Origin of the sequence: Paenibacillus terrae (assembly GCF_005217525.1) — a bacterium.
GTDB classification, from domain to species: Bacteria; Bacillota; Bacilli; order Paenibacillales; family Paenibacillaceae; genus Paenibacillus; species Paenibacillus terrae_C.
In genome coordinates this window covers 33,431-55,735 of the sequence record NZ_PNXQ01000011.1, presented here as the reverse complement: position 1 = coordinate 55,735, position 22,305 = coordinate 33,431, and the positions used below count along the sequence as shown (strand labels likewise).

Annotated in this window: 17 protein-coding genes; 5 read left to right on the top strand and 12 right to left on the bottom strand. The window is 48.1% G+C overall.

Features of this window, described 5'->3' with window-relative positions; all coding sequences use genetic code 11:
* Positions 1 to 26: 26 nt before the first annotated feature.
* Positions 27 to 449, bottom strand: a complete 423-nt coding sequence (locus C1I60_RS09100; RefSeq protein WP_137061428.1) for a MarR family winged helix-turn-helix transcriptional regulator — start codon at positions 447 to 449, stop codon at positions 27 to 29.
* 164 nt (positions 450 to 613) lie between these two features.
* Between C1I60_RS09100 and C1I60_RS09095 the strand changes: the two genes are divergently transcribed.
* Both C1I60_RS09095 and C1I60_RS09090 read left to right on the top strand, forming a co-directional pair.
* Entirely contained in the window at positions 614 to 2,083 is a 1,470-nt protein-coding gene (locus C1I60_RS09095) for an MFS transporter (RefSeq protein WP_137061427.1), read from the top strand.
* Between the two features lie 138 nt (positions 2,084 to 2,221).
* The gene (locus C1I60_RS09090; RefSeq protein WP_137061426.1) at positions 2,222 to 2,722 is read left to right on the top strand and encodes an NAD(+) diphosphatase; all 501 of its coding nucleotides are present in this window, start codon (positions 2,222 to 2,224) and stop codon (positions 2,720 to 2,722) included.
* Positions 2,723 to 2,800: 78 nt separating this feature from the next.
* Here C1I60_RS09090 and C1I60_RS09085 read toward each other — a convergent pair whose 3' ends face one another.
* The 6 genes from C1I60_RS09085 to C1I60_RS09060 form a co-directional block, all read right to left on the bottom strand.
* Complete coding sequence (locus C1I60_RS09085; RefSeq protein ID WP_137061425.1) at positions 2,801 to 3,877, bottom strand: Gfo/Idh/MocA family protein; 1,077 nt, start codon at positions 3,875 to 3,877, stop codon at positions 2,801 to 2,803.
* Between the two features lie 331 nt (positions 3,878 to 4,208).
* The gene (locus tag C1I60_RS09080; RefSeq protein WP_252361644.1) at positions 4,209 to 7,346 is read right to left on the bottom strand and encodes a hybrid sensor histidine kinase/response regulator; all 3,138 of its coding nucleotides are present in this window, start codon (positions 7,344 to 7,346) and stop codon (positions 4,209 to 4,211) included.
* Positions 7,347 to 7,598: 252 nt separating this feature from the next.
* On the bottom strand, positions 7,599 to 8,477 hold the full coding sequence (locus C1I60_RS09075; RefSeq protein WP_137061424.1) for a M15 family metallopeptidase: 879 nt from the start codon (positions 8,475 to 8,477) through the stop codon (positions 7,599 to 7,601).
* Positions 8,478 to 8,627: 150 nt separating this feature from the next.
* Entirely contained in the window at positions 8,628 to 9,344 is a 717-nt protein-coding gene (locus tag C1I60_RS09070) for a phosphoribosylglycinamide synthetase (RefSeq protein ID WP_137061589.1), read from the bottom strand.
* 20 nt (positions 9,345 to 9,364) lie between these two features.
* A complete protein-coding gene (locus C1I60_RS09065; RefSeq protein ID WP_137061423.1) occupies positions 9,365 to 12,490 on the bottom strand; it encodes a DEAD/DEAH box helicase in 3,126 nt (1,041 codons plus the stop codon).
* Between the two features lie 176 nt (positions 12,491 to 12,666).
* Positions 12,667 to 13,587 (bottom strand): helix-turn-helix transcriptional regulator, encoded by a 921-nt coding sequence (locus tag C1I60_RS09060; protein WP_137061422.1) that lies wholly within the window; start codon positions 13,585 to 13,587, stop codon positions 12,667 to 12,669.
* A 106-nt stretch (positions 13,588 to 13,693) separates the two neighbouring features.
* On the opposite strand from C1I60_RS09060, the gene C1I60_RS09055 reads away from it, so the two are divergent.
* Positions 13,694 to 14,233 carry a dihydrofolate reductase family protein gene (locus C1I60_RS09055; RefSeq protein WP_137061421.1) on the top strand — a complete coding sequence of 180 codons (540 nt, stop codon included), beginning with the start codon at positions 13,694 to 13,696 and terminating at the stop codon, positions 14,231 to 14,233.
* A gap of 349 nt (positions 14,234 to 14,582) precedes the next feature.
* On the opposite strand, the gene csaA is transcribed toward C1I60_RS09055, so the two are convergent.
* Together csaA and C1I60_RS09045 are read right to left on the bottom strand one after the other, a co-directional pair.
* Positions 14,583 to 14,915 carry a chaperone CsaA gene (gene csaA, locus C1I60_RS09050; RefSeq protein WP_137061420.1) on the bottom strand — a complete coding sequence of 111 codons (333 nt, stop codon included), beginning with the start codon at positions 14,913 to 14,915 and terminating at the stop codon, positions 14,583 to 14,585.
* Between the two features lie 56 nt (positions 14,916 to 14,971).
* Positions 14,972 to 15,889: a DMT family transporter gene (locus C1I60_RS09045; RefSeq protein ID WP_137061419.1), complete on the bottom strand. Its 918-nt coding sequence runs from the start codon at positions 15,887 to 15,889 to the stop codon at positions 14,972 to 14,974.
* 157 nt (positions 15,890 to 16,046) lie between these two features.
* On the opposite strand from C1I60_RS09045, the gene C1I60_RS09040 reads away from it, so the two are divergent.
* Entirely contained in the window at positions 16,047 to 16,940 is an 894-nt protein-coding gene (locus C1I60_RS09040) for an AraC family transcriptional regulator (RefSeq protein WP_137061418.1), read from the top strand.
* 109 nt (positions 16,941 to 17,049) lie between these two features.
* On the opposite strand, the gene C1I60_RS09035 is transcribed toward C1I60_RS09040, so the two are convergent.
* From C1I60_RS09035 to C1I60_RS09025, 3 genes are read right to left on the bottom strand one after another with little or no spacing between them, the layout of a single operon-like run.
* Positions 17,050 to 18,348, bottom strand: coding sequence for an ABC transporter substrate-binding protein (locus C1I60_RS09035; protein WP_137061588.1), 1,299 nt, complete (start codon positions 18,346 to 18,348; stop codon positions 17,050 to 17,052).
* A 42-nt stretch (positions 18,349 to 18,390) separates the two neighbouring features.
* Entirely contained in the window at positions 18,391 to 19,227 is an 837-nt protein-coding gene (locus C1I60_RS09030) for a carbohydrate ABC transporter permease (protein WP_137061417.1), read from the bottom strand.
* On the bottom strand, positions 19,228 to 20,109 hold the full coding sequence (locus C1I60_RS09025) for a carbohydrate ABC transporter permease (RefSeq protein WP_137061416.1): 882 nt from the start codon (positions 20,107 to 20,109) through the stop codon (positions 19,228 to 19,230). It lies immediately after the preceding gene.
* A 205-nt stretch (positions 20,110 to 20,314) separates the two neighbouring features.
* Here C1I60_RS09025 and C1I60_RS09020 point away from each other — a divergent pair, with 205 nt between their 5' ends.
* Positions 20,315 to 22,129 carry a sensor histidine kinase gene (locus C1I60_RS09020; RefSeq protein ID WP_137061415.1) on the top strand — a complete coding sequence of 605 codons (1,815 nt, stop codon included), beginning with the start codon at positions 20,315 to 20,317 and terminating at the stop codon, positions 22,127 to 22,129.
* Positions 22,130 to 22,305 lie beyond the last annotated feature (176 nt).

Below are 22,305 nucleotides of genomic sequence, written 5' to 3'. Positions count from 1 at the left end.
GCGGCCAAGGATTCCGCTGTATACCTTTATTCACCAGGGTCTATACTAATCTTTTGCAGCAGAGCGATAAGCAGGTCTTCTTCCTCATCAGATAAATTATGGACAAGATCAGCATTGAACTCATCCAAGATTCCTTGCAGGACAGGATAAAATTCTAATGCCTTGGCCGTTGGAAACAAAAGATGGGAGCGTCGATCATTCGGGTCCGTTTCTCGCTCAATGTAACCCGATTCCTCCAATTGTTTCACAGAACGCGCAGTAGTTGCTTTGTCAAATTTGAGTTCGTTTGTCAACTGTTCCTGTGTAATGCCCGGATGCTGCAAAATAAGCTTTAAAAAGCTGTGTTGGCCCCCGCTGCCGATCCCATAAGGAGCCAGTTTTGGGGACAGTATTTTTTGATTTCGTCGGTACAGGTGGGAAATCAGCTTTCCAATCGGTTTTTTTCTCATTAAATACACCTCAGTGGCTTAAATATGGCAAATCTTCGGGTAGGACCAAGGCAAATTTTACAACAATATTGTTGCGTGCGCAACTAATTTGCTGTACACTAGAACCGTCATTTAGTTGCGAACGCAACTAAATAGTAATGGTCAACGATAAAGAGGTGCTAATCATGAGTTCAACTGCTACAGCTGCCGCAACGTATCAGGAAAATAGCGAAATCCAGAAGAAACGTTGGATGATTTTGATTGTATTGAATCTGTTTACGTTTATGTCCACGCTGGATGGAAGCATCGTCAATATTGCTCTACCCGTTTTGTCCCGCACGCTCAATTTACCCGTAGCACAGATTGAATGGGTCACAACAGCCTATTTGATGGCTATATGTACAGCCATTTTATTTTTTGGCAAGCTTGGAGATATGGTCGGCAAAATTAAAATATTCAAGATCGGCACGATCGTGTTCATCCTTGGCTCACTGCTGTGCGGTCTCAGCCTTTCGCTGCCCATGCTGCTGATCTCCCGAATCATTCAGGCGCTCGGGGCATCTATGACCATGGCCAACAGCCAGGGAATCGTCACGGATATCTTTCCTTCCACTGAACGTGGCAAGGCACTCGGCCTAGTCGGAACCTTCGTTTCCCTCGGCAGTATCGCGGGACCCAGCTTGGGTGGTATTATCGTCTCTTCACTAGGCTGGCAATATATTTTCTGGGTCAATGTACCGATTGGTCTGGTGGCCGTTTTTCTCGGTTGGAAGCTGCTGCCAAAGGATCTGATCAAGGTGACAGACAAGATCGACGTTCCCGGCAGTCTGGTGTTTGCTGTTTTTATCCTCACCTTGTTCGCCGGATTGCTACTGGGACAACAGGTCGGATATGGAGACATCCGCATCATGGCTTTGTTGGTAATTGCCGTGATTGCTTTTGCGGTATTCCTTCGGGTGGAAATTCGCCGTCCACAGCCGTTGTTACAGCTCGCTTTATTCAAGAATCCGTTGTTCTCGCTCAGTATTCTATGTGCTTTTCTCGTATTCGCCGCTAACTTCTGCTTTAATATCATTTCGCCTTTCTATGCGCAGAATATGCTGAACCTGTCGCCTTTTTATGCAGGATTCCTGCTGATGCTGTTTCCCATCTCCATGGTTATCGTTGCCCCTCTCAGCGGTGCGCTTTCAGATAAAATCGGGTCTGAGCAGCTCACCTTTGCCGGACTGGTAGTCATGGTAGTCGCCCAGATTGGGTTGGCTCGTCTCCATGCAGGCAGTCCCGTTCCGTTTGTGGGTCTTTGGATCGCTATGCTGGGTATCGGCAGTGGATTATTCCAGTCGCCGAACAATTCACTAATCATGTCCAAGGTGCCCCGCACGCAGCTCGGCTCAGCCGGGAGTGTCAATTCATTGGTCCGCAACGTCGGCATGGTGGTGGGGATTACCTTGGCCACGTCGATCCTGTTTTATATCATGAGCAAAGAGGCTGGTTATCGAGTCACCGGGTTGGTTCCGGGTCACCCGGAAATTTTTCTGTCAGGAATGCACGTGGTCTTTATGACTTCCGCGTCCATTTGTCTGGTGGCGGCACTACTGACAGGCTGGCGGCTGATCGGGTCCAGACGGGCAAAGATACAGGAGAAAAAGAAATAACAGCTGCCGAAAAACGAAAACCCTCATAGACAGAATGGGTATGGTGGAATTAAGATGATGAGTATTCCGTACGAAGTACGAACATGGAATAACAAGCAACATTTACAATTTGAAAATGTGATATAAGGTGGCGCTTAGATGAAGTATTGCTATGAATGTGGAACAAAACTAATGGTGAAGGAGTGTGAAGGCGAAGGCCCTATTCCCTATTGCAATACATGTCAGGTCTTTCGGTTCCCGATATTCAGTACAGCAATCAGCACCGCTGTAATCAATCGGCAGAGAAATAAAGTGCTGCTCATACAGCAGTACAATATCAAGGATTTTATTTTGCTGGCTGGTTATGTGAACAAGGGGGAGTCCGCCGAGCAGACATTGGTGCGCGAGGTTAGGGAAGAAGTGGGATTGCAAGTGGATGAGTATACATATATGCGCAGCGAGTATTTTGAACGAACCAATACGCTGATGCTGAACTTTGTATCCATTGTGAACGATGACAAGCTGGATGCTCTCAGTGCGGAGGTAGACCAAGCACGTTGGTTTACGCTGGAGGAAGCCAAACAGGTTATTTTGAAAAACAGCTTGGCTGAAGCCTTTCTGCTGACCATTATTCAAAAGATCGAGGCAGGATTCATTTGAATGGATACAAAGAGGTGGATCCAACTCATGAGACACGATAGTTGAATCCACTAGCGGTAGTCCAGGACTTTTTTCTCTCTACACTTCCACTAAACATCCATTCTCTTTCCAGGATTGCAGTATTTTTTCGAGGACCCACTGGTTTTTGTACCCGTCCTCGAACAATGGGGCACGATCCACGGACTCTCCCCTTGCCAGCTTAACAAAGTCTCCATAGGCCGTATGATCATAGATAGCAGGGACAGCCCAAGACTCGTATTCGGCATCCGGGTGCTCCAGATCTCGCAGCACAATGCGAACATTTTCCCGGTTGTTGAGACTGGCGTGCAGCGCACCCAGCTCGCCATAGATATCAACTTCGATATCGTGGCGTTTGCCAATGGCATTTTTGTGGGTGATGAACGTGCCGACGGTATTATCCCCTATGATTCCATGGAAAGCAGCGAAGTCTTCCACATCTACTTTTACAGGCAGACCTGTGACCGGATCAGGCCGCTCGGGTGTAATCGTATGTAGCAGCGCCGCGACGCTTTTAAATTCACCCACCAGAAAACGGGCCAGGTCAATAATATGCGAGGCTGTATCGCCCACGACCCCGGAGCCTGCCTTCGCTAAATTATGGCGCCATGTATACGGATGTTGACGATATGGTGAGAATGCATCCATCAGATATCGAAATTGAATGTTATAGATGTTGCCCAGCCTGTGTTCATCCAGCAATTGCTTGGCATATTGGAAAGCAGCGCCGTAACGATGCTTATAATGAACCAGAAAAGGCACCGGGTTCGCTGTATACAGCTTTTTCAACTGATCCGCTTCCCCCCACGTGAGTGTCAACGGTTTTTCCGCCAGTACAGCTTTGTGTTCTTCCAGAGCAATACGAATAATGTCAAAATGCACATCGTTGGGTGTCAGCGACAGAATCGCATCCACCTCCGGGTCACGGATTAAGGCTTCATAATGGGGATATTGCTTGGAAGCAGGCAGTTGCAATTTCTTACCCAGCAATTGAAGGCGATTGGGGTTCACATCACTAATGGCCACAATAGAAACCCCCGAGATGGTTTGCAGGGATCTAATGTGATATTCAGCGATAAGGCCCAGGCCGATGACACCCATACGAATGGGCTTGGTTGGGGAGATGGAGGTACTCATGTGATCAGAATTCCTTTCTCTTCAATTTGGCTTAACGCCTGTATCAAACTCCTTTTTGCTATGCAGTATCACCCGTAGCTTTGCAGAATAGTCCCCACAGAAACGAAAGTGGTCCATAAAATAAAAAAAGACCTGCAATTCCGATGTCGGTTTCGCAGATCCTTTTCACACCTTCTCTATACCAATTCACATTAAAAATGTACCTACCTGTTCAATTTTTAGAAGATAATCCGGAAGAGTTATTACCCGGACTCGTCACGATCAGAGAAGCGGCAATTTGAGCTAGGCTCACGTCATGGTATCATCCCTGCCCAGGACGTGAGCCTTGTTACTATCTATCCGGAATAACAAACGACACGGTTGTTCCTTCATTAACACGGCTCACGATCGACAAGCCTTGACCGTACAGCTGCTGCAATCGCCGATTCGTATTAGGGATGCCAATGCCTGCTTTTTCACTCTGAGTTGCATTTTGCAATTGATTGACCTTTTCCTGCTCCATTCCCTTGCCGTTATCTTTAACTTCAATAAGGGTGAAGCCCTCCCGGCGAGTAATGGACAGCTGAATCGTACCGCCTGCGTTCCGGCTGAGAAGACCGTGTTTGACGGCGTTTTCGACCAGCGGCTGAATTGAGAGCGGAGGAAGCAGCAGCCGCATGCCCGTCTCCACCTCCCATTTAATCGACAGCCGATCCCCGAACCGCGTTTTTTCGATGTATAGATAGGCTTCAACGAGCGCGAGTTCATGGGCCAGCTCTACTAACTCCCCCGTATTGAGATAATCAAAGCTAATTCGTAAAAAGGACGAGAAGGCCTCACCCAGCTTGCGCATGCTTTCCGTATCGATATCGCTTAACGCCATTAACGAATTAAGGGTGTTGAATAGGAAGTGGGGCTGGATTTGCGCTTGCAAATAGGCAGCCTCCACACGTAGACGCTCTTTAATGGATTGCTTTAGGGCTATCAATGCCCTGATCCGATATTTTAACTCCAAAGCGTCTACGGGCTTCGTCACATAGTCGCTTGCCCCTGCTGAAAATCCGGTGTAAATGTCCGCTTGCTGGCTGCGTGCGGTAAGGAGCAGCACAGGAAGCTCTGACATGGAAAACTGCTCTCTAACCTTCTGTGTTAATTCATAGCCGGACATTTGCGGCATCATAACATCGGCTATGAGCAGATCCCACTGCCTGGTCCCCAGCAATTCTATCGCCTCCCGTCCGGAACGAGCGGTAGTAATGTTATAAGGCTCCGTTGAAAGGATACTGACAAGAACATTTAGGTTGACCGGATTATCATCAACGGCAATTATATAGGCTTTGTCCTCCTTTAACAGCGGCGGCAGTGCGGCGGCAGCTTCCATTTCCCCAATGGAGTGCGGAAAAAGAAAGCCAGCAGGCACCTCATCTATTATTCCCTTCGTTTGTGCCTGAGCAATAGGGACCTGATTGGGTGCAAAATCTGCTGCGTCTGCTAAAGGCAGATTAAAGCTGAAAACGGAGCCCTTTCCCAATTTGGAGCGAACCGTCAAGTCGCCATTATGCAGCTCGACAAGCTGCTTGCAAATGCTTAAGCCCAGTCCGATGCCCTGCTCACCGCTTATTCCATCAGAGCCTTGCTCATAAGGGAGAAAAATACGCGACTGGGTCGCCTCATCCATGCCGGGCCCCGTATCGGCAATATGAATAACAGCCTGCCTGTCCCGAATTTCGGCTGAGACGGAGATGCTTCCCTCCTCGGTATATTTAAGCGCATTATGCAGCAGGTTATACAAAATTTGAACGAGCCTTTTCTCATCCGCCAATACCAAAGGCAGCGATTCCGGTATCTCCATATGCAGTTCGATTGGCTTGCTTTCCTTCATAAATTGCAGCATTGCGACAACGCCAGGAGCGATGGACTGAATGCTGAGGGGCTCCCGCTGCAAAACAATGCGCCGTTCCTGAAGCCGAACGACATCGAGAAGATCGCCAAGCAGCTGTGACATCCGTCTGCTGATCGTAATGAGCATCTGCATATCCTCAAGGCTGCTTTTCGCAAGCCTGGCCTTCTCTTTGGTGACAACGTTATAAGCGATGTTCATAATACCGTGCAGCGGCGTGCGGAGCTCATGGGACGTATTAGCCAAAAACTGGTCCTTAATTTTATCCGCTTTTTGTAGCTGGTTGTTCAATTCCATGTTTTCTATCGAATTTCGAAAATACTTTTTAAACCAATAGGCCGAAAAGCCGATAATAGCAAAAATAATGTCGATGGGATAGTAGACGGTCGTAACATCTCTTGCGCTCTCAGCAATACTCCACAGTAAGTTGGATAAGATGCTTGTTGCGGAGAACAGCAAGAAAATGACGTCATTATCTTTATTTTTTTGCAAAATCATCGTTCCTACTATGTATATAAACCAGACGAATGATATGAAATTAATCGTTTGAAATACATTGAAATGGACGATTGCATAAGCAATATTAGCTGGTGAGACCAGGAAAATGCCGGTAAGAGCAACATTCGCTGCAATGTAGGTTTGGAACCATTTTTCTCGCAGCGGGGCCGCGTTGAAGCTTTTGAATAGCAGAAGCAGAAACACATTTTGCCACAGCACAGAGATCAGTCTAATTTTGATTGCCCATGTATAGTTAATCGGCAGCCATAACAAGAGTATATTATCGTGACTTACTAGAATCGTAATACCAACGGATATCGTTAACAGCGCTGCGATCAACAAGGTCCTCTCTTTTGAGCTGAATAGATAGAGAATGCAAGCATACAGGCAATGAAGCAGCAGAATAAGAAAAATGAACAGTTGAAATCCAATCGAGTACCAGCGCACAAAATCAATAGTGGCCGCAGTACCAAAGCGAATCGGAGTTACAATGCCGCCCTTATAGGGGTTGTCGAAATTGGCCACACGAATGACCAGTTCAATCTCGGTCACTCCTTCTGTGTCATAAGTAGAGGTAAAAGAGATGCTTTTGGGTGTATATTCATTAGCAGCGTCGGCTAGCTTGCCCATAATGGCAAAATTTTTTCCGTTAATTTCAATTTCCGATGCCGCCTGAATTTTTTTAAACCAGAATGAAACAGGAGTCTGAAGCGAATCAATCAAAATGCGAAGACGATACGTTCCATACCCGTACGAGTTGTTTGAATGCTGCTGAAGCGCGCTCCCCCAGTCACCTGGTACGGTAACATGGCTTGCTTCGGGTTCCTTCTCCAGAAACTCGTCTCCCGTAACAAAATTTTCAGGATAAAACTCCCATTCTCCATTCAAATAGAGCATAGGGGAATTTTCCAGATCAATACCGCGCAGGTCAAGCACGCCGCCAATAGCACGGGGCTGGTGGTCGTATACGGGAAAAACGACAGACCACGCCCATCTCATGCCGACTAATGCAACAAAAATAAACAGCATGATGGTTATATATTTAAAAAGTGTTATATGCTTTGCCTGCATGACGTTCATCAATTTTGTCATAAATGAATAAAACCTCTTTTGACCGCTCTTTATTGTTAATCCTTTACATTATAACATAGGATTTAGCCATTCTCTTGCTTGGCTGCCAAAGAGCAGGTAACGACAAAGGTATCAAGATTCTGTAGAGCTTATTTTACTGTTTTTAACATCATATAATATGATTAATGATGCGGACTTCAAAAAGTTTGTTGTACTATTTGGAATAGCCGCTGCCGCCGCAATCCCCAGGATTACGGCTTTGTTCCTCGGCTGCTACAGCTTGATATTCTTTTCGTCAAAATATTCCTCCAGCGTCATTCCCTGCTTGGCTACATCCTCTGCGATGTCAATTCCCACATAACGAATATGCCAAGGCTCGTATACATAGCCGGTCACATCTTCCTTGTCCTTCATATAACGAATAATAAATCCGTATTCCGGTGCATGCTTCTCCAGCCACTCGCCTTCCCTGGAGGCTCCGAAGGATTGCTCCAGCACATTGCCTACGCTTGGACTGGACACATCAATGGCCAATCCTGTCTGGTGCTCGCTTGTACCCGGTACCGCGCTAACTTTAGAGGCATATTCCTGCCCTTTTGTCTTCACATTGTTGTTGAAAATGGAAACCTGTCGCTTATAGGAACGGTATCCCGATACAGCACGCAGCTCCATGCCGTCCTTCTTCGCACCGTCGAACAGCTTCTCCAGTGCCTCTGCCGCTTCCTTCCGCATATGCCGCTTCTCATGTGGACCTTCGAAAGAAAAAGGCACCTTCGGCTCCACCAGATCATCCGGGGCATAGCCTACAGGCAAGCTGCGCTTTTTGTTCACCACGACGGTATCAGACGTCGCGTTAGTGACGATGGCCGTACCGCCATCTTCCTCCACCGTGGCTTGCAGCGCACTCTCGCTTCGCAGCGCCATCACGGGATCAGCCTGTCCAGTTTCAGTGCTACGATTGCCCGCATTCGACTGGGTGGCAGGCTGCACGCTCTCCTGCGTCGTCGGGGATGATTTCAGCGGCTGGCTTTCCTGTCCGCCCGAACCTCCCTGCTGGCACGCTGCCAACAGCAGTCCCGGCAGGATCAGTCCCGGGATCAGCGCTTTGCTCCAGCGCTGAGGGGTCCGTTTCTGTTGCATATGTTGTTTCATGCGGGTATCTCCTCCAATATTACATTTGATGCATGGCTTACTATGGTTTTCCGTTCCCCTATTGTAACTGAACTTCCGATACTCTTCGAAGCCGTGATCCAGTTCGATGAAGCTGAATAGGCCCAAAAAAGAAAGAATAGACCCGAATTGTTAGGGAGTATGACGTTTTTGCGGAATTGTGGCCCGGGCGCGTTCAGCTACACGCTCACGTATGAGCTTCAGCGCCTCTTCCACACGGGGCAGACCCGGCAGCAATGCCGTAATATCCGCTACATTCATACGAGCAAGCTTCTGTGGCAGGCGAATCTCAATGGCATGAAAGCCCGCGCCGGGACGGTGCAAGGCTCCTTCGGCGGCAGACTCAGCAATCCATTCGCTGATCGCCGACGATCCGCTGCGTGCGCCCTCTGACCGCGAGGTTGGCTCAAGGGCGGGAGATGTCCCCTGCACATGGGACAGTTCACCTGCCCAAGCGCTGAATACGAATTCCAGCAGTGCTTCACGCGTCATTCCGATCAGTTCCAGCCCAAACAGCGGCTGGCTTTCCAGCCCCGCTTGGAGAGCCTTCTTCGCTTCGTCGGCTGCACCAGCGCCGTCCTCCAGATTGGATGTAGCCGCAGCGGCAGCTACCTGAACGACCTCATCCAACGAGAGGCAGGCTTCCCCCTGTATAAAACGGTATATGTCCCAAGGCTCCGCCTTTAGCTGCTCCAGCCATGCCGTCTGCTGTTCCGGGTCCAGTACAGGCACGGTGCCAGTCCAGCGGGCAGCCTGAGCAGTCGCCGAACCGTTGTCCGTCCCATACTCCTCTACTTCCGCCTCCCATTGACCGCTAGTTACCCGCAGTTTCACACGCAGCCTTGTCATCGTCTTCATCCTTTCTGTGCTCACTCAATCCATATATCATTTTGCAGCGCAATCAGACCACGCAATTCATCGTCAGTCATTTCCGTTAGCCAATGCTCACCGGAGCCGACAACCTGCTCGGAAAGCGCCTTTTTGCTCTCGATCAGCTCGTCGATCCGTTCCTCCAGCGTACCTTGGCAGATCAGCTTATGCACCTGCACGTTCCGGCTTTGACCGATGCGGAATACCCGGTCCGTCGCCTGATTTTCTACCGCAGGATTCCACCAGCGGTCATAGTGAATAACATGACTAGCACGCGTCAGATTCAGGCCAACGCCGCCCGCCCGCAGGGAAAGCACGAATATATTCGGCCCTTCCCCCTGCTGAAAATTGTGGACGATTTCGTCCCGTCTGGTTTTCGTCAGCCCCCCATGTAGGAAATAGGGTTCTTCCCCAAAAATACGGGCCAGCCGTGCTACCAACAGCTCTCCCATAGACACATATTGGGTGAAAATCAGAGCGGATTCTCCATTCTCCCGGATGGTCTCCACCAGCTCCAACAGCCGTTCCATTTTGCCCGAATTTTCAGTTTTCCCAGTGTCAGCCCGGCCCGGAATGATCAGACCCGGATGGTCACAAATTTGCTTAAGCTTGGTCAGCGAAGACAGGACAAGCCCCTTGCGGGCAATGCCGATCTGTCCGTCCAGTGTCCCCATCAACTGATCCACCACGCCGCGATACAATCCCGCCTGCTCTGGTGTCAGCACACAATACGATTTCAATTCCAGCTTCTCCGGCAAATCCTTGCGTATATCCGGGTCGCTTTTAAGCCGACGCAGCATGAACGGCGAGACGAGACGATACAGCTCACGCAGCGCGCCCCCTCTCTCCTCTCCCACCATACTGTAGCGCTGACGGAATGAAGATGAGGTGCCGAGGTAACCCGGGTTCAGAAATTGAAAAATGGACCACAGCTCACTCAGCCGGTTCTCCACCGGGGTGCCCGTCATGGCAATCCGATGCGGTGCTGACAGCTTCATTACGCTCTGAGCCTGCTTTGTCCGTGCATTTTTAATATATTGCGCCTCATCCAGCACGATGGAGGACCAATAGACCGCAGATAAATCGCTGCCGTCCCGTCCCGCCAAATGGTAAGTCGTGAGAACGACATCATATTCGCGGACGCTTTCTTGGAATGCCTCCCCGTGAAGTCGTTGGTTGCCGTGATGAATATAAAGCGACAAATCCGGCGAAAAACGCTTCAGCTCCCGCTGCCAGTTACCGAGCAGCGAGGTCGGACAGACGATCAGCGCCGGACGCTGATCCGTCGCGCCGATGCCGCCATCGAGTAAGCAGGTAATAACCTGAATCGTTTTACCTAGCCCCATGTCGTCCGCAAGGCAGACACCGAAGCCCAGCCCGCGCATGGCAGCCAGCCATTGGAAGCCGCGTTCCTGATAAGGCCGCAATGCGCCATGCAGCGTCTTCGGTACAGGGCGCGGCTCCACAGAACGAAGCATACCGCCCTCAACCAGAGAGGCCAGCAACCCGGCGGATTCTGCGCCAAAGATGGACAAGCCCTTCCATGAGGCCTCACCTGCGGCTTCATTTTCCGCGGCCAGATGCATCCACTCGGACAAGGTCATTTCGCCTTCTTCACCGCGCTTAATAAAACGCAGTACCTGACGGATTTCCTTCGGATCGACCTCGATCCATTCGCCTCCCAGACGTACATATGGCAAATTGGCCGCGACGATGCTTTCCAATTCCTCCATCGTCAAGGTCGTATCGCCCAGTACAGCCTCGGCATCAAAGGAAATCATACGGTTAATACCGACCGTCGATGTGTCGGTATTCACGCCTTCCGGCGGTGTGCCGCGCTCCGCTGAACGCATTTTGAGCCGCAAGCCTGCACGGCGGCGACCCTCTCGGCTCCAGCGTGAAGGCATTTGCACGGTGGTGCCGTTCTTTTGCAGAGCGGGTACGGCTTCCGTCAGGAAGCGGAAGAACAGCTCAGGCTCTAGCGTGAGGCCCTCGGGATAGGGGCGACTCAACGCTTCTTGCAGTATCGGTGCCGCCTCGGCCGCCTGTCCAAGCCGCATTAATAGCTGGGCCTGCACTTGGCGGTACAGGATGGTGCCGCGCACCAGGTCGCGCTCGGGATGAGCCCACAGCGCCAAGGCAGGCAGTCGCAGCCCTGGCTCGGCATCGCTTTCCGCCCAAAAGGTGATGCGCCATTCCTTCACATTCTCTTCCAGTGAAGGCTCCAGACGAAGGCACAGACGAAGCTGTCCTTCGATCGGCTCCTGGTCCTCCCGTTCCGTGACCGGCATTGAACTGCCTTCAAGAGAGGCCGCCTGGAGAACCAGCTCCTCCATTTCGGCAGGCGTTCCCTGTATCGCAATCGGGCGGGAACCTGTCAGCAGACTGTTCCACCACAGTTCTGCCAGCGGCGATCTCCCGCGCCGATAATCTGCACGATATCTGCTTAGCTCACGGTCTGAGGCTGCCAGTACCGCAGTCGTTTCCGCATGGATAACCGCACACAGGAAGGAATAGAGTACGATTCCCGCTGCATCCTCCCGTGTTTCCGGCTCCTTGCCCGCGAGGGCGGCGGGAGCCGCCATGCAGACGGCTGGCATCGCCGAAGCCAGCTCATGAAAGCGGCGAACGTCCTCCTCTTGGCGCAGCCGGGGAATCCACACCCCAACCGCCGCCTCCGGGCCGCGACGGCGCGGTCCCGATGGACGCGCCTCTGTAAGCGATGGCGCAATTTCGCCCCGCTGCATCAGTTCCAGCGCAAAATAAGCAGCCTTTTGCCAATATTGCATTTCCTCTCCCAGCGTAATGCCTGACGCGGCACAGCCCTTTTCGTCCATGCGGGTCAGCAGGGCCAGCGTTTCGCGCGGTTCCAGCGCCAGGCCCTCCAGCGTGCGCCCCAGCATGGAGCGTCTTTTGCCTCCTCTGCCTGCGACTTCCACACGAGCGGTGTTTGGTATCCGCACCTCAGCAAGACGCAACGCAGCCTGTCGAAACGGCCGAAGGTCTCCCTTCAGCGTCAGCCTGCGGACCACACTGCTCCACGCATCAATACGTGGTTCTGACGTCTCACCAGAAAAGCAAAAAAACACATCTCCGAGCCATATTCCATAAAGCGGTTGATTCATATCTGTCTCCCGTCCAGCCTTTTGAATTATTACTCTTCATCATATACGAAAACGGGCTCTTTTCAAAACTTTATCGCAAAAATAAATGGAAACTCATAAGTTAATAACCTTAAGTATTCATGTGATTAACTATACAAAAAAGACTCAATCTATAGGATCAAGCCTCTTTTTCTTCATCAATCAGCTTCCGCATCCCTCAGATAAGAATTTAGGCTGTCCTGCAACAGTTGCCTGACCCGCATACGCAGCTCTTTTGGATATATAACCTCGGCCTCTGGCCCATACTTTAACAGGAGTCTGGATACATAACTCAATTCCCCGGACGGAATATATCCCTCCCATTCCTGATGGCGGACATTCTGGAAGAGCGGATCTGATTCCGCCAGCCGGGCACCAAACGAGGTAAACCTTATTTTTGACGGAATTCCCGTACGAGAATCATCTGAAGCCATCCATTCCCGAAGTGTGGGAAGGCTGGATAAGGTTTGTTCCAGCATCGTCATTGCAATTATGCGATCTGAACGGTACAGGATAATCCGGTCTTTGCTATGCGCTGGCATGTACCAATATCCGTGATCAAAATATAGCCCGACCGGATATACTTCAGTCCACTTTTCCCCGGAAGCGGAGCGGTAATGCATCTTCACCCGGCGCTTATCCAGCGCAGCCTCCAAAATAAGCGAGGTGTAGGGTGACTCTGCGTGAGTAGGCATCATGCGAAAAGAGATATAATCCTTCAATTGATCAATGCTGTCCCGCACATCCTGTGGAAGCTCGGCATAATATTGCTCGGATACATGCTCTCGAATCGATCCGAAAGGGATATCCGGGATCTCTTCCAGCAGTTGCAGCATGAGAAAAAGTCCCAAGGCTTCGTCGCGGGCAAGATGAAGGGGCGGAAGCAGTCGATTGGGGAGCGCCCGGTATCCACCATGAGGGCCCGTTTCGGTATAAAGTGGTAACCCGGTCTGCTGCAAATAGTCTAGATCTCTTTGTATCGTCCTCACGGAGACATCAAAACGTTCGGCAAGCTCACGTGCCGTATATTTTTTTCGGGAATCCAGTATCCTCATAAGAGAAATCCGGCGTTCGTTCATCAGGTACTCCTTTTAGCCAAAAAATTAAATTAAAATCGTCTTTTAACTACGACAAATTATGTCATAAATACATTGTAGCATAGGAGATAGAAAGGAGCGATAAACGATGAAGGATATGAAATCAAATGAAGTTGTGCTGTATATTGCCATGAGTCTCGACGGGTATATAGCGCTGCCAGATGGCTCGGTGGACTGGCTGTATGATGTCAAAGGGGATGGTGGGGACAATGGATATGCCGACTTTTATGACACCGTAGGCACGTTGCTGATGGGCAGATTGACGTATGATGAGGTATTGAAGCTCTCGGACGCTTTCCCTTATGCCGGCAAGCCGTGTTATGTGCTTACCCGGTCATTGACGGGGCATCCCCAGGCACCGCATGTTACGTTTACAGACGAAGCTCTGCCTGAGCTTGTTCGACGTCTGCAAAAACAATCGAAAGGTGCAGTATGGCTGGTGGGTGGAGGACAGCTTGTTCGGGACTTCTTGCGAGAGGGACTGCTGGAGAAGGCTATCATTGCAATCATTCCCAAGGTACTCGGACGAGGAATACCGTTATTTCCGGAAAGGACACCGCCAAGTACGTTTGAACTCCAGGAAATAGAACGCCGCGGGGATATCGTTATGCTTCATTATCACATATAAGCCAAATCCGAAAAATGTACTTAAAAACGGTGTAGGCGGAATGGTGCTGTACAAGCGAAGCGGTGGCGATGGGAAGCACCATCCGTCTGCGCAGTGGCACGATAGGTAACTTTTAAGTGCAGCTTTTATAGTTATATATCTGTTAATAGAAAAGTCCTCGTCATTTCAGGACCATATCTCTACCTGAAATACGAGGACTCTATTGCGTGCTTTATCGTTATTCTGAACGTTACCAACTTCAGTAATTACCTTATATGCTCTCATCTTATCGGCCAGATACGGTCTGAACAGTCTGTCCATGTAATGCATCTCTGTTTGTTAGTTTGTCCAGTAAATTGAATTATATCTATCATCCAATTGGTGTTCCATCAGGTAGCTTAACATCCGGTTTTAAGAGAACCACGTCCCCTTTATCCGGCAGCCCACCAAGAACTAATACCTCTGAATTAAATCCGGCTATACGTCGCGGAGGGAAGTTGACCACCCCAATTACTTGTTTCCCTATTATTTCTTCAGCTACATATCGTTTAGTAATTTGTGCACTAGACGTTTTAATTCCAATCTCTTGTCCAAAATCAATCTCAAGTTTGATAGCTGGTATTTTTGCCTTTGTGAAAAACTCAGCCTTAACAACTGTTCCAACACGAATATCCAGCTTCAAAAAATCATCAATCGTTGCCATTTATAATTCTCCTCATACACTATATTTTTTCTAATCACACATTAATTAATAACAATTTAATTCTTAGCTACTGTATTTTTAGCAGCTGTATAGTTCATGGATTTTGTCCAAAAAAATCCTCCCATACCCAAGAGTGTCATAAACCCTCCAATGAATTGAAATATAGAGGTTGTTTCACCCAAAAATAAATAGGCAAGGATTATAGCGAGAACAGGTTCTCCAATAATACCTACAGAAACAGTGGTTGCGCCTAAAGACTTTAATAGCTGATTAAAAATATATTGTCCAAACATAGTTGGGATTACTGCAAGTAAAAAGAAATATGTCCAATCAGCAGAGTCATATTCTATCACTGAATAATTATTTAATAAACTATAGACCAGCATGACGCTCCCGCCAATAAAGAACACAATAGCACTGTACAAATTTGTCTCTATTTTATGGCTGACCTTTTGCCCTGCCAACATATATGCTGAAACTAAGATTGTTCCCAATAAAGATAATCCATCACCTATTAACGCTTCCCTTGAAATCCCTATGTCTCCCCAAGCTATGATTACTGAACCGAAAAGGGCAGCTATCAAACAAAGAATTGTCAATATATTTGATCGTTCATTGAATATGAAGTATGAACCCATGATTACAAACAAAGGTTGTAATGCTAAAATGACCATCGAGCTTGCAACAGAGGTATACATTAATGATTCCATCCAACATAAGAAGTGTAACCCGAGAAATAGGCCAGCTACAAAAATGGTCCCCCAATCTTTTTTACCTAATTGCAAGGATCGTACAGTTTTCCAAGGTACGAAAGGAAGCATGATGATTACTGCCATGTACAATCGGTACATTCCAGCTACTGAGGTTGGAGTATCCGAAGATTTGATCATGATAGAAGAGACAGAAACAGACAATATGCTGATAAAAAGTAAAATATACGGATGAAACGCTAACTTCGATTTCTTTATTTTCACCTTAATTATGCCTCCAAGATGTTTTACCCCATTGTCTGTGCACAAGACTGTTTGATAAACGAAAGATTGAATATAATAATATCACCATCATCCTTTTTTTTGTGCAATAATATCATTGAATTATATAGAAATATCATCATCGGAAAGGACTTCTATAATGTCTAAACAATTGCACGAGACTATTTTCTATCCGGATGCTTCATTTCCATACATTATGTACACTGCTAATGCTCTAAAAATCATCCCTGAAGGTAGAGGCTTCAACGATTTACACTGGCACGAAGAGCTACAAATTACTTTAGTAACTAAAGGAAAACTAACTATACAAGTCAATGGAATTGACCATGAATTAGAAGCAGGCCAGGCCATTTTAATTAATAAGGGGGTCCTGCATGTTACTACACACCTAACACATAACGGTCAATACGTGAGTTTTAATTTTCCTGAGAAGCTGCTGGCCTTTTATGCGGATAGTGCGATGGGAAAAAATTATGTACTGCCTTTTACAAACTCTCTCTTATTATCGCTAGTCATCAAAGGGGATGCTGAATGGCAAACTAAAGTACTGGAAATGCTTTGGGATATGAAAAAAAGATTTGATACAAAAAAAAGCTGGGGATGGGAATATGAGGTTTCTATTAAAACTGTACAATTATGGTTCACCTTAATTTCTAACATTTCGCTTTCTTCTGAGGAAGCACCTAAATACTTAAAGCTGCAACAAGAAAGACTTCAATTAATGCTCAGCTTCATCCATCAGAACTACCCCAAAAATATATCACTGCAAGAGATTGCTGATACAGCGCATCTAAGTGTTTCGGAATGTACTCGTAGTTTTAAGAGAACCATTCATATGACACCTTACGACTACTTAATTAAGTACCGTATCAAGAAAGGCAACGAGTTATTAATTTCAACAGATTATACAATAACTGAAATAGCCCGCAGGGTTGGTTTCAATCATGTAAATCACTTCATTCAGTCTTTTAAAAAACATCATCATATAACACCCAAAAATTTCCGGAAATTTAGAAATAAAATCAATGATTAGGAGTTAAGTGCTGGTTTCGTATCGGAAAGCTTAAAATAAATAAAGCCTGTCGAGTTAACTTCGACAGGCAACGGAACATGGATTGCATGAGTCCCCGATTTCGTTTCAACTATTTGGTCTTCAAATTATCCCACGTGCTCTGGAAATCCTCGAACAGCTTCCCGGCATCCGATTTGCCCGCCACATAGGCTTGCATCTGACTGCCGAATTCCTGCTGCGCTCCTTCAGGATAGCGGCTAAAGAACCAGCCCAGCAGCTTGTTTTCCTGACTGTATTTCACCACTTCGGCACCCAATTGGCCCATATCGGCCTCTGACCCTTTGATGCTCTTGAACGCCGGAATGAATTTGAATTCCTTGGTGATATACTTTTTACCCTGCTCGGATGTCACCATCCAGTTTAAAAACTCTTTCGCCTCGGCTTTGACAGATGAATTTTTGTTAACTACCCAGTTGTTGGCGACTCCTACAAACAGCTTATCTCCGGCTGCGGCGTCTTCACCAATCGGCATAGGCAGAATACCCAGATTCAGCTTTGGATTAATCCCGTCAATTTGTACCTGGGTCCAGTTCCCTTGCTGCATCATGGCTGCCTTGCCCGTAGCAAAATTCGTTACCTGAGTATTGTAATCCGTCGTCAGCGGCTTGGAGCTGCCATACTTGAGCGTCAGATCGAACAGCTTGATCCACTCGGCGAATACAGCGTTGCCCGGGATTTTCGCTGTTCCATCATTCAGTCCCTTCACGAAAGCTGACGGGTCCGGTTGATTGGCAAATGCCACGTTCAGCAAATGATTGCCCAGCACCCAAAACTCCTGATATCCATTAGAAAAGGGGGTAATTCCTGCGGCTTGAAGCTTTTGGGCAGCTCCTTCCAGCTCGGACAGTGTTTTGGGTGTCTCGGTAATGCCTGCTTTCTTGAACAAATCCTTGTTATAAATGAAGCCGTAGCCCTCCAGATTCATCGGCTGGCCGTACAGCTTGCCATCCTTGGTCATCGGCTCCTTGGCGACATCGACCACGTCACCGACCCAAGGCTGGTCAGACAGGTCCTCCAAGTATTCCAGCCACGTATCCAGCTCGCGGTAGCCTCCTACATTAAAAATATCCGGCTGCTCCCCGGAGGCAAACTTCGCCTTCAAGGCCGCCCCGTAGTCGCTACCTCCACCCACGGTCTGAATATCAAGCTTGATTCCCGGATGGGAAGCTTCATATTCGGCCTTCATGCGATTGAGTGCCTCTGCAATTTCCACCTTGAACTGAAAAATGTGAATCGTCTTTTCCTTGGCTTCCTCTTTGCCTGCATTTTGTTCACCGCCGCTACTGTTACACCCTGCCAAAACAAGTGCAAAAGCAGCGAGAAGCAGAATCAGGGCTTGGGCTTTCTTTTTAAAAGTATGCGTTTTCATATTCATGTTCCTTTCTATTTTAAATTTCAGTTCATCCCACACTCAGCCCTTGACTGAGCCAGCCATAATACCTTGAATAATATATTTTTGCATGGCCAGAAAGAATACGATCACTGGCAAGATACCCAGCACCAGTGCAGGCAATGCCAAATCCCACTGCTTGGTGTATTGTCCGAAAAAGGCATAGGTCGCGATTGGAATCGTCCGCAGCTCCGCCTTTTGCAGCACAAGAGAAGGCAGCAGATAGTCATTCCAGATCCAGAGCGTATTCAAAATAATAACCGTTACCATCATCGGCAGCATCAACGGATATACAATGCGGAAAAACACACCGTAAGGCGTACAGCCGTCTACCGTAGCTGCCTCCTCCACCTCCACCGGTACGCCTTTGACGAACCCGTGAAAGAGAAAGATGGACATCGGCGCCCCGAATCCCAAATAACAGATAACCAGACCACTGATGCTGTTCATTAAATCCAGCGTACTTACGACCTTGACCAAAGGAATCATAACGGATTGAAAAGGAATGACCATGGCAGCCACGAACAGAGTGAACAACACCCGGTTGTAACGCGTTGGATGCCGGACCATCCGGTAAGCAGCCATCGAGCTGATCAGCGCAAGCGACAGATTACTGACCACCGTAACTACGAGTGAATTCCATAAGGCCTCGGGAAAACGTGTAATGCTCCATGCTCTGACATAGTTACTCCATACAAACGTTTGCGGCCAGGCCGCCGAATCGGTGAGCAGATCACCAAAGCTTTTGACCGAATTGACGAACAAAAAATAAAACGGAACGAGGAAGATCAAAGCGACGAGTATCATCACCAGCTCGGTCACCCATGTTCCAGCACGGTAACGCTTGCTTGTTTCCATTTACGCCTCCACCTCCCGGCTTTTCGTCAAACGCACCTGAAGGCTCGTAACAAGCGCAACAATGATAAAGAAGATGAGTGCTTTGGCCGTTCCCAGCCCATAACGATTATTCACAAACGCCTCGTTATAAATATTAAGTGCGACCGACTCCGTGGAACCGAAGGGCCCCCCTTTGGTCAGTGACAAATTGAGATCGAACATTTTAAATGACCACGAGATCGCCAGGAAAAGACATACCGTAACGGCAGGCATGATCAAGGGCAGTATAATTGACCTTAATATTTGCATCCGACTCGCTCCGTCAATTTCGGCTGCCTCCAGCATATCCCGAGGTACATTGGTCAGGGAAGAGATGTAGATAACCATCAAATATCCGGCGGTTTGCCAGATAAACACGATCACAATACCCCAGAAAGCCGTGATCTCATCTCCCAGCCAGGGCAGATTGAAGAAAGACAAGCCCGTACTTTCCCCAATCGCCGCAAATCCTTTGACGAAAATAAACTGCCAGATAAATCCCAGCAACAGCCCTCCAATCACATTAGGCATGAAAAAAATAGTCCTCAGCACATTTTTGGTCTTCAGCGGCTTGGTTAAAAAATACGCCAGCAAAAAACCAATCATATTCGCAGCCACTACTCCAATCACCGTAAAACGGACCGTAAACCAGAACGCTGTCCTAAACTTGTCATCATCCAGTAAAATGTGACTGAAATTATCCAATCCGACCCACTTCGCCTGATTAGCAACTCCATTCCACTCTGTAAAAGAATAGTACATTCCTAGCATGAAAGGGATTACAATAATGATAACGAAAAATAACGTCGACGGCCCTACGAAAATCCATTGCTGGAGCCATTGCGACGGTTTGGCACGGTTCAAGCCGATCCCCCCTTTGTTGTCTGTTGGTGTCTGGAGCGCTCCTTACGGCTTCCTTAAGCAGCATGGACGCTTTGACCATTCGATTTGCGGTTCACATGTTCATTATGTCGAATAAGCGCTCTAGAGAACACGCAAGATCGTGAACCATTCAGGGGGAAAATATTGACCTCCGACTTGCCTTGAATTTGTGAAAGGAGCTATTCGCATGAAATTCCACAGCATTCGTTCTCGTCTGATCTGGTTTCTCTTAATTGCAGTTACTCTGCCGCTGCTGCTATCGATGACCATGACCTTCCTTCTTACCAAGCAATCCTTGCGAGAGCAGGCCACACAAGAAAATGAACGGCTTATTTTTCAGGGCATTACGAATCTGGATAATTATTTACAGGGACTAAACCGCGCATCCCTCGGAGTCTATAATGATCCTCATTTCCTGCGCAATCTGGCTAAAATTCCGAATGATTACCGGGCCGTTGCCGAAATTTATACCACACTGCAAACGATGATGAATGCTTCGTCTGGCATCGACCAGATATATTTGCACTCTTTTGAGGCCAGGCAATCTACGCTGATTACTAGCACGGTCCCTTTACGGGAATTCCGGCTGGCGCCCTATACCAGCTCCATTCAATACGGCTCTTCCGGATTGTTCATCCAGCCTTCACATACGAAGCAATTGTACGGCTTTTCAGCGGTTTCCTATGCAGAACACGACACACAGCGGCAGGTATTTACACTCCATCGTTCGATTCGGAACATTCCTTCCTCAGAGACACTTGGGGTGCTTGCTATGGATGTTCGTCTGGAGCCGCTACGCAGTATTTGCCGTCAATTGTATGATGCAGATACAGAGGAGCTGTTTTTGGTCGACCGGAACGGAACGATCATATATAGTGGACAGGAAGAGGCGATTGGAACACACTGGAAGGAATCTGGCCTGCTTAATCGAATTTCTAAAGAAAGCGAGCACGGTGTTATTGAAGACGATACAGCATTGCAGGTATACGGCAAGCTGGATGCCAGCCTGTCAGGCTGGACGCTAGTTAAGAAAATTCCTAACCGCACGCTTTATTTACGAGCCACCCGCCTGACCCAGATCAATGCAATCATTACAGGCGCAGCGTTGCTGCTCGTCATTGTCGCCACCTTATGGATTTCCATCAAAATCACAGAGCCCATCAAGCGACTGACCCGCTACATAAACCAGATTCAGTCCGGTCAACTGGATGTAGATATTCGGGCCATGAGCAATGATGAGATCGGAGTGCTGTCACGCCGCTTCCGACAGATGATGGATACGATCAACAACCTCATTTTACGGGAATACAAGCTCGAACTGGCGAATAAGACACATCAATTGAAAGCGCTTCAAGCGCAGATTAATCCTCATTTTTTATACAATACGCTACAGTCTATCGGAACGCTGGCTCTACAACATGAGGTGCCAAGAATCTATTCCCTACTGTCTTCTCTTGCCAAAATGCTGCGCTATAACATGCGGGATCATACAGTCGTCACTCTCAAGGAAGAGGCCGAGCACGTAAAGCAATATCTTGATTTGCAAAAAGAACGCTTTGGCGAGCAACTAGAGGTTACTTACCAGTGGGGAGATGGAATCCTAGATGATCAGGTGCCCAAAATGATTCTTCAGCCATTAGTGGAAAATTACTTTAAACACGGTGCTGATCCGCGGCTGGGACATGGTGAAATTCGCATTGCAGGCTGGCGGATTCGGGAAGGAATCTTGAAGATTACAGTAGAAAATAATGGAATGTCGATTCCGCAGGCTGAGCTGGAGCAGCTCCAGCATATGCTGAAACGTCCACTGAAGGCCTATGAGGAACCGAACACCGACAAGTCGGATTCTATCGGACTCCGTAATGTGCTGCTGCGGATCCAGCTTCACTCCGAAGACGGATCTAATACCCTGTATGTAGACAATATTCTGCCTCATGGCGTTCGTTATACACTCGAAATTCGTACCGAAGCTCATACCGAAATTCATATTAAGGGAGAGTGACCTGTCATGAAGGTCCTGATTGTGGATGATGAAAAGCATGTGCGCCATGCCATTCGAATGCTTGTACATTGGGAAGCTTGTGGCGTGACTGAGGTCATTGAAGCTGAATCGGGCGATCAGGCGATTGAGGTCATCACCGCCCTTTCGCCACCTGTTGTACTCACGGATATGCGGAT

Bases quoted from the DNA above. Each gene is read 5' to 3' on its own strand.
- C1I60_RS09100 (WP_137061428.1), bottom strand. From the start codon at position 449: ATGAGAAAAAAACCGATTGGAAAGCTGATTTCCCACCTGTACCGACGA.
- C1I60_RS09095 (WP_137061427.1), top strand. From the start codon at position 614: ATGAGTTCAACTGCTACAGCTGCCGCAACGTATCAGGAAAATAGCGAA.
- C1I60_RS09090 (WP_137061426.1), top strand. From the start codon at position 2,222: ATGAAGTATTGCTATGAATGTGGAACAAAACTAATGGTGAAGGAGTGT.
- C1I60_RS09085 (WP_137061425.1), bottom strand. From the start codon at position 3,877: ATGAGTACCTCCATCTCCCCAACCAAGCCCATTCGTATGGGTGTCATC.
- C1I60_RS09080 (WP_252361644.1), bottom strand. From the start codon at position 7,346: ATGACAAAATTGATGAACGTCATGCAGGCAAAGCATATAACACTTTTT.
- C1I60_RS09075 (WP_137061424.1), bottom strand. From the start codon at position 8,477: ATGAAACAACATATGCAACAGAAACGGACCCCTCAGCGCTGGAGCAAA.
- C1I60_RS09070 (WP_137061589.1), bottom strand. From the start codon at position 9,344: ATGACAAGGCTGCGTGTGAAACTGCGGGTAACTAGCGGTCAATGGGAG.
- C1I60_RS09065 (WP_137061423.1), bottom strand. From the start codon at position 12,490: ATGAATCAACCGCTTTATGGAATATGGCTCGGAGATGTGTTTTTTTGC.
- C1I60_RS09060 (WP_137061422.1), bottom strand. From the start codon at position 13,587: ATGAACGAACGCCGGATTTCTCTTATGAGGATACTGGATTCCCGAAAA.
- C1I60_RS09055 (WP_137061421.1), top strand. From the start codon at position 13,694: ATGAAGGATATGAAATCAAATGAAGTTGTGCTGTATATTGCCATGAGT.
- csaA (WP_137061420.1), bottom strand. From the start codon at position 14,915: ATGGCAACGATTGATGATTTTTTGAAGCTGGATATTCGTGTTGGAACA.
- C1I60_RS09040 (WP_137061418.1), top strand. From the start codon at position 16,047: ATGTCTAAACAATTGCACGAGACTATTTTCTATCCGGATGCTTCATTT.
- C1I60_RS09035 (WP_137061588.1), bottom strand. From the start codon at position 18,348: ATGAAAACGCATACTTTTAAAAAGAAAGCCCAAGCCCTGATTCTGCTT.
- C1I60_RS09030 (WP_137061417.1), bottom strand. From the start codon at position 19,227: ATGGAAACAAGCAAGCGTTACCGTGCTGGAACATGGGTGACCGAGCTG.
- C1I60_RS09020 (WP_137061415.1), top strand. From the start codon at position 20,315: ATGAAATTCCACAGCATTCGTTCTCGTCTGATCTGGTTTCTCTTAATT.